The following is a 6,247-nucleotide window of genomic DNA, read 5'->3' on the forward strand; positions in this document are numbered from 1 at the left end:
TACCGCTGGCTGCCCATAATCGGACCGGGGATGTCCATCTTGCGGACGCATCTCGCTGTCGGGTGGCCTACGCACAGGGCGGCTGGCGGCGCGAAACCTCGTTAGCCCACGCGGCAGGCGACCCCGCGCACCTGTGGACGAACCGGATATGGACCGAAGGCGTAGCGCTGGAGGCCCTCGACGACGAAGCCTGCGCGCTCGATTGCCGTTACCGTGTCCCGATTGGGGCAACAGCCGTCGTTCATGGCCCGCCAGACCGGCGTCACGAAATCTTGCACGTGGGCCCACCGGGGATCGGAACTGCGTACGTGCTCCATGAATCGCATCCGTCCACCCGGCTTGAGTACGCGCCGTATCTCGGCGAGGCTCCTGGCCGGCGAGGGTACCGTGCAGAAGACGAGCGTGGCGACCGCTTCGTCGAAGGTCTCGTCGCGAAAGGGCAATGACTCACCGGCGCCAACCAGGAGGTGCACGCGAGCTGGCGAGGCGTCGGCACGAGAGCGCGCGCGATCCAGCATGGCGATGTCCGGATCGATGGCGATGACGTGGGAGCCCGGCTGGTAAAACCGAAGGTTGAGACCCGTCCCGACGCCGAGTTCGAGTACCCGACCGGAGGCGATGGAAACGACTTCCCGGCGCATCAGGTCAAGCTTCGCGCCGGCCGGTCGCATAAGCAGATCGTACAGGGCTGCTTTGAGCTTCCCCACGGTCGACGCTCCCCTCAGGCGGCGCTCTTCGGTACCAGGGCGTGGATCAGTTGGTCGCGGCCAACGTGCCCGACGACGATGTGCCCGACGACGACGGGTCTGCCGAAGATGAGCATGGTGATCAAGTCTAGGGCATCCGCGTCGTGGCCGGTAACAGCGCAATCCGCCTCCTCAGGGCACCGGGTACCGCTTGACCGTTTTCGCCGACTGTGATCTGAAGCCTCGACTCCCATTGACACCCAACCTCGTCAGCGTAGGTGACGACCAGTGCGAAGCATTCACCCGGCGATACTGGTGGCGGCACTATTTGTCGGACCACTCTACTGGTTCCATCAGACGCGGGAAAGTCGGTGGCGACCCGGACGGGCGCTGCGTTACCAGGTTCTACGCGCGCTTGAATGTCCACAGCGAAGCCGCCCGACAGACTCGGCATCCAAGTAACAAAGGAGATCTCCCTCCGGTCGACCAGACTTCCGGTGAGAGCAACCATAATGACGGGGTCCGTTGGCTGAGGCGCTCTGAGCAGCATCGGGTCAGGGCTCTGGCGGTTGGACTTGCCAACTCGCCGATAGCCGCTTAAGTTCTGCATCGGCACCGCGACGCCGGGACGCATGGGCTGCGAGCTGAACAGATACATTCCAGCGACCGGCGGGCGATCGGGCCATACCGCCAGGCGAAGGACAGTTTTGCCACTTTCGTGTGTAAGCGTATCAACACACTCCTCCAGCCGAATAGGTCCACTGGACCTTGGATAGTCGGACTGACTTGCTTGTCCGTCAAACGAGATAGCGACGAATCCGAGCGAGTGAACCTCCGAGACGCTCGCCGGCAGAACGGCGAGTAATGCGGACCAGGTTGTAGGCGGTTGCGACCAGACGGCCCAACAGCCCGGTTCGGTCCGAACCCCGGTAGCGGGTGCGACGGAACCCGCCGATGGTCTTCATCCAACCGAAGATCTCCTCGACCCGCTTGTGAATGCGCTGGCTGATCCGATAACCATCATGGCGAGTGGTCCTTCCGTCGATGGCGCTTCGCCGACCGCTGGTGTTCTGGGCCCCGTGGGGGGTGACCTTGCGCTTGCGCAGGTCTTTCACACAATCACGCGTGTTGTAGTCCTTGTCGGTGGCCAGGATCTTGGGGCGAAGCCGCCATTTCTTGGCGCGGTCCAGCAACTCCGGGACCGCATCCCGCTCCGCCGTGCCGGTGGCCTCCGAGACCAGGAGATCGACCAGGATCCCATTGCGGTTCCCCATCAGGGCGTGAGCCATGAACACCAGCTTCGCTACTTTCCCCCGGCCCTTGCGCAGGAGGCGGGCTTCCGGATTCGTCGTGCTCCGGTGGGTGGCGGTCGAGCGCTTCTTGCCGTGGAAGTCCACCGATGGATTGCCTGGGTCATCATCGGTGCTCTTGGACGGCTTCCCATCGCGTGGCGTGAAGCTCTTCAGACTGGCCGCTGCCTCGATCAGCGTCCCGTCCACCGGGAAGTGCTCATCGGAGAGCAAACCCCGCCCAAGCTCAAGAGCTGCGGGCACAGCTGGCTGAGTATGAGGCGCTGCGGGCCGGTCGGGTGGCCGTGCTGGAGTTGAACTCCCTGAAGGATCTACCGGAAGCGCTGATCCGGGCGCGCACCGCGAGCGGCCTGTCGGAGAAGCAGCTGGCGGCTCGTCTCGGGATGAAGGACCAGCAGCTTCAGCGGTGGGAGTCTACTCGCTACGCAGGGATCAGCCTCGACCGGATTCAGGCGGTAGCGCTCGGCGTGACGATTCGCGAAGAAGTCATTCTCCCTGCGCGGCCCGCCGCCGGCTGAAGTCCGTTAGGACTGTGGTGGCGAGCGCACTGGGTGCGGAATCGATCCGTTCGTGGCGGATCGTGCCCGTCGGCTGTGGGAATTCATCGTTCAACCGCTTCTCGAGAGGGAGAACTTCGGAAGCGGTCAGGCGTGGTTTGGTTTCGTCGATATCGGCGGGGGCACCGGCGCCCTGGCCGGTTCGCTGTGCGCATCCGTCGCCGATTGGTCAGGCCAAGCCGGCTTCGATCCCCGATTCCGCCTCGCTCTGGTTGTTGACATCTGCCGGACGACCACCTCGCCGATCCTCTCCGAACCCGAGTTGGCACGGCGCATCGACGCAATTACGCACATCGCGCTGGACTATCGGGCGTGGCTGGCAGGTAGCAGCAGGCAGACCGTTTTCCCGTCTCGGCGCGGCCTTCGCTTCGGACTCGCGTGCAAGGTCTTCGACATGGCCAGCCAGTTCGTCGTTCAGTCGTTCCGTCGAGGCGACCTGCCGGGCCTCCGGCGGCCACTGAGTGGTTCAGTCCCGAAGACCGTTCGCCTCTGGCCTGTCTGGCTCCGCGTGGTCGCGGACCTGAGGAGCTCATGGTCTCTCCGCTTCGCTTCCAGGTCGCGGACGGGCACGTGTTCGCCCAGCCGGCCCTGTCAGACTATTTCGCCGCGCTCGCGTCGACCTCAGAGGGTCAAGCGCCCGGCCTCGAAGGCTCTGTGTCGCTCCCAGTTCGGGTTTTTGATCCGGCCACGCTGGTTACGACCAGGGGAACGAGTGTGCTCGGCGAGATGATGCACCGCGTTGATTACCTGGTGATCGAGGATGCGGACCTCCGCCCGCGTGCGTTGCTGGCGCACCTCCGACGCTTCGATGTCAGCGACATCGTAGTATTCGCCATGACGTCTACGATGCGGCTGACTGGAAACTATGCCTACGTTCCGCTGAGGCGAGGCGACCTGCTGCCTCGACTGGAGGGTGATCGGCTTGCTTAACACCCTTGGCCGTCCTTCACGTCTATCATCGCCGAGGGTCCCCTCACCTAGGCTTGTCCGCAGCCGAAGCGTCCTTACACCGGCCAGTGGTTTCCTCTACGCCTTCACGCACACCCTCAACTCATACATGGGCTGTGCCTGGGGCGCCGGCGGGTGCGGGATCTACTGCTACGTGGCGGAGTCGCCCATCGGCTTGTACGCTCGCCATCCATGGGGGCACTGGCTCAACGCCAAAGCGAATGCGGCTGAAGCGCTACGCACCGATCTGGCTTCTATTAAGGATCGTGGCGCGGTACGGGTGTTCATGAGCTCAGCCACGGACCCGTATCAGCCGGCCGAGCGCAAGCTCCACATCAGCCGATCGATTCTCGAGGTCTTCCGTGAGCTGCCGGTCGGCTTGCTTGTCAAGCGTCAACGAAGACCGTGTTCTCGCCGAAGATGCAGAGCTGGCACAGGGATGTGAGCTGCTGGAGCGGTTCCAGCAGCTTGTGCGCGAGCGGGACCGGGCGGGGCTGGACGGCTGGCTCGCGGCCGTCCAGGAGAGCGGATTGGCGCCATTCCAGTCCTTTGCGAACGGGCTGCAGCGAGACCGGGCGGCGGTGGACGCAGCCCTCACCCTGGAGTGGTCCAACGGTCTGGTGGAGGGCCATGTGCACCGGCTGAAGCTGATCAAGCGGCAGGGCTACGGCCGGGCCAAGATCGACCTGCTCCGCCGCCGCGTGGTCGCTGCCTAACCGATCGACGGGCCGAGCCGCTTGGGTGCCGACGACGATGCGTCACACATTCTGCGGTTACGATGGCGCTGGACAACGTGCCCAACCCGGCTTTCGGCACCCGCGGGCTCTACGTCAGCATCGTCAGCGCCCTCGGCGCGATTCCGCGTGGCTTCCGGGCCGAGTTGATGGCTCAGGCCCAGGGCCTCCTTGCTGCTGAGGAGCAAGAACGCCGCCGCAGGGTGGTCCTCGTCGTGGACGAAGCCCACCTGCTCACTCCTGAACAGCTCGAAGAGCTTCGCCTCTTGACCAATGCCGAGATGGACTCGCAAAGCCCCCTGGCCCTGCTCCTGGTTGGCCAGCCAACCCTGAATCGCCAGCTCCGCCTGGGCGTCTTCGCCGCACTCGATCAGCGGATCGCCATGCGCTACCAGCTCACCGCCATGGACCTCGGCGAATCCGTCCAGTATCTCCGCCACCATCTGGCTCTCGTCGGCCGGGCCGACCCGCTCTTCGCCGACGATGCCATCGCCCGCCTGCATCAGGCAAGCCTCGGCCTGCCGCGCGCGCTCAATAACGCAGCCATCGCCGCCCTCATCGCCGCCGCCAGTGCCGGCAAGACCCTGGTGGACGACGAGTGCGCCAGGAAAGCCGTCGCCGAGATTACTCGCGACTGACCCCTTCGCACTCTCGATCAGCAGAGGGGCGGGGGGCCCCACCACACGGCACCCTCGCTCCTCTGCTCAACTCCCCGGCGATTCGCCAGCTCATGCAGCCCTCACTCCCCGTTCGGCCTGGTCCTCTACCAATTTTGCCGATCCGTGATCACGCAATCCTGCCGCTCGCTGTGCAAATAGCGCCGCCGCTAACAAACGCGATCGATCTCTACGTCGATCAACTCGCCCGTCGGCATCGCCTGCTGCAGGCTCGCCAGCGCATCGACGAGTTTCTCACGGGACAGCAGCAGGATGCGTCTGTTGAAAATGGCATTTGTGCTCATAGCTCTCACCTCCGTTTCTGCTGACGCTCGTTCCACCATGAGAAGTCGACGGAGCGTCCATAGCTGGGGATCCGACTGTAGGCTCGGTCCGACATTGGGCTGAGCGATCAGGGCCCCGGGGCGATCAGGGCGTTGAACGCGACCAAAATAAAGAGCCGAGCGCCCCGTTTCCGAAGCGCCCGGCTTCATCCCTCAGGCTGTTTTGGGCGGCCTGTAGGTGCAGAAGCTGCCGTCGTCCATCCGCTCATGGCATGAGTAGAATGGGCCCTTGCGGCCGTTCATCAGCACCATGGGCACCTGGTGGACCTGGCAGATCGGGGCCTCCTCGGTGTTCGAAGATACCGGTTGCCCTCCGCTCAGCGGCTTGATGCCGTTCTTCAGTCCGTAGCGCTCCACGATTCCCTCGTAGGTTGCCTTGGCCCAGGCATTGGCTGCCTGCATCTCGCCCTGGTTGTCCCCAGTCACGATCACGGTGTGCTTGCCGTCGGTCGACAGGATGATCTGATACGTCATCTGTGCCATCGATCTCACCCCCTTTCTGCGACGCTCCGTCGCACCGACAAAGAAGCTCGCTCGTGCGGTGGCGCTGTCAAGAGAGGAACACGGACGAAGACCGTGGGAAATCTCTTGATGGCTCCGCTGAGCGAGCCACAATGGGGGACCAGACAGGAGTGTCAATCGGTCGGAGACCGAGAAAGGGGCCGGGAACAGTTGGGGGCTGGAGCACTCGCGCGTTATTTCTGGGTGCGCTGGCTTCAGCTCAAGCGGCGCGCCAAATCAGGGTGCCGCGACGGTTCAGCTCCTGGTACAGCAGCCTCGTCGGGTGGCCATGGGAGCCGGGGAGGACGTAGCCGATGTCATGAAGCGCGGCGAGAATGGGCTGCATCGTGCGGGGATGGAACGCATTGCCACTCAGGTGGGCACTCAACAGATGCTCGTGGGAAAGGCGGCGGACGACACTCCACAGATAGGTCAGCAATACTCTTCTCCTTTGGGCTGTCAGACGCTACGTCGGGGATCTCCAGTCGCTCAGGCCATCGGGGATCCATAG

General features: G+C 64.0%; 9 protein-coding genes. 4 read left to right on the forward strand and 5 right to left on the reverse strand.

The window, feature by feature from the left end:
* Positions 1 to 101: 101 nt before the first annotated feature.
* Complete coding sequence (locus VFC51_15370) at positions 102 to 707, reverse strand: class I SAM-dependent methyltransferase (GenBank protein HZT08405.1); 606 nt, start codon at positions 705 to 707, stop codon at positions 102 to 104.
* 776 nt (positions 708 to 1,483) lie between these two features.
* On the reverse strand, positions 1,484 to 2,239 hold the full coding sequence (locus VFC51_15375) for a transposase (GenBank protein HZT08406.1): 756 nt from the start codon (positions 2,237 to 2,239) through the stop codon (positions 1,484 to 1,486).
* Positions 2,240 to 2,280: 41 nt separating this feature from the next.
* On the opposite strand from VFC51_15375, the gene VFC51_15380 reads away from it, so the two are divergent.
* The 4 genes from VFC51_15380 (at position 2,281) to VFC51_15395 (ending at position 4,873) form a co-directional block, all read left to right on the forward strand.
* Complete coding sequence (locus VFC51_15380; protein ID HZT08407.1) at positions 2,281 to 2,514, forward strand: helix-turn-helix domain-containing protein; 234 nt, start codon at positions 2,281 to 2,283, stop codon at positions 2,512 to 2,514.
* A gap of 570 nt (positions 2,515 to 3,084) precedes the next feature.
* Positions 3,085 to 3,483, forward strand: a complete 399-nt coding sequence (locus VFC51_15385) for a hypothetical protein (GenBank protein ID HZT08408.1) — start codon at positions 3,085 to 3,087, stop codon at positions 3,481 to 3,483.
* A 380-nt stretch (positions 3,484 to 3,863) separates the two neighbouring features.
* Positions 3,864 to 4,217 (forward strand): transposase, encoded by a 354-nt coding sequence (locus tag VFC51_15390; GenBank protein HZT08409.1) that lies wholly within the window; start codon positions 3,864 to 3,866, stop codon positions 4,215 to 4,217.
* Positions 4,218 to 4,279: 62 nt separating this feature from the next.
* Positions 4,280 to 4,873 carry an AAA family ATPase gene (locus tag VFC51_15395; protein ID HZT08410.1) on the forward strand — a complete coding sequence of 198 codons (594 nt, stop codon included), beginning with the start codon at positions 4,280 to 4,282 and terminating at the stop codon, positions 4,871 to 4,873.
* A gap of 188 nt (positions 4,874 to 5,061) precedes the next feature.
* On the opposite strand, the gene VFC51_15400 is transcribed toward VFC51_15395, so the two are convergent.
* From VFC51_15400 to VFC51_15410, 3 genes are all read right to left on the reverse strand, one after another.
* Positions 5,062 to 5,196 carry a hypothetical protein gene (locus VFC51_15400; protein HZT08411.1) on the reverse strand — a complete coding sequence of 45 codons (135 nt, stop codon included), beginning with the start codon at positions 5,194 to 5,196 and terminating at the stop codon, positions 5,062 to 5,064.
* A 192-nt stretch (positions 5,197 to 5,388) separates the two neighbouring features.
* On the reverse strand, positions 5,389 to 5,718 hold the full coding sequence (locus VFC51_15405; GenBank protein HZT08412.1) for a hypothetical protein: 330 nt from the start codon (positions 5,716 to 5,718) through the stop codon (positions 5,389 to 5,391).
* 238 nt (positions 5,719 to 5,956) lie between these two features.
* Complete coding sequence (locus VFC51_15410; protein HZT08413.1) at positions 5,957 to 6,175, reverse strand: hypothetical protein; 219 nt, start codon at positions 6,173 to 6,175, stop codon at positions 5,957 to 5,959.
* Positions 6,176 to 6,247: the final 72 nt, after the last annotated feature.

Source organism: Chloroflexota bacterium, from assembly GCA_035652535.1.
In the GTDB taxonomy this organism is placed as follows: Bacteria; Chloroflexota; UBA6077; order UBA6077; family SHYK01; genus DASRDP01.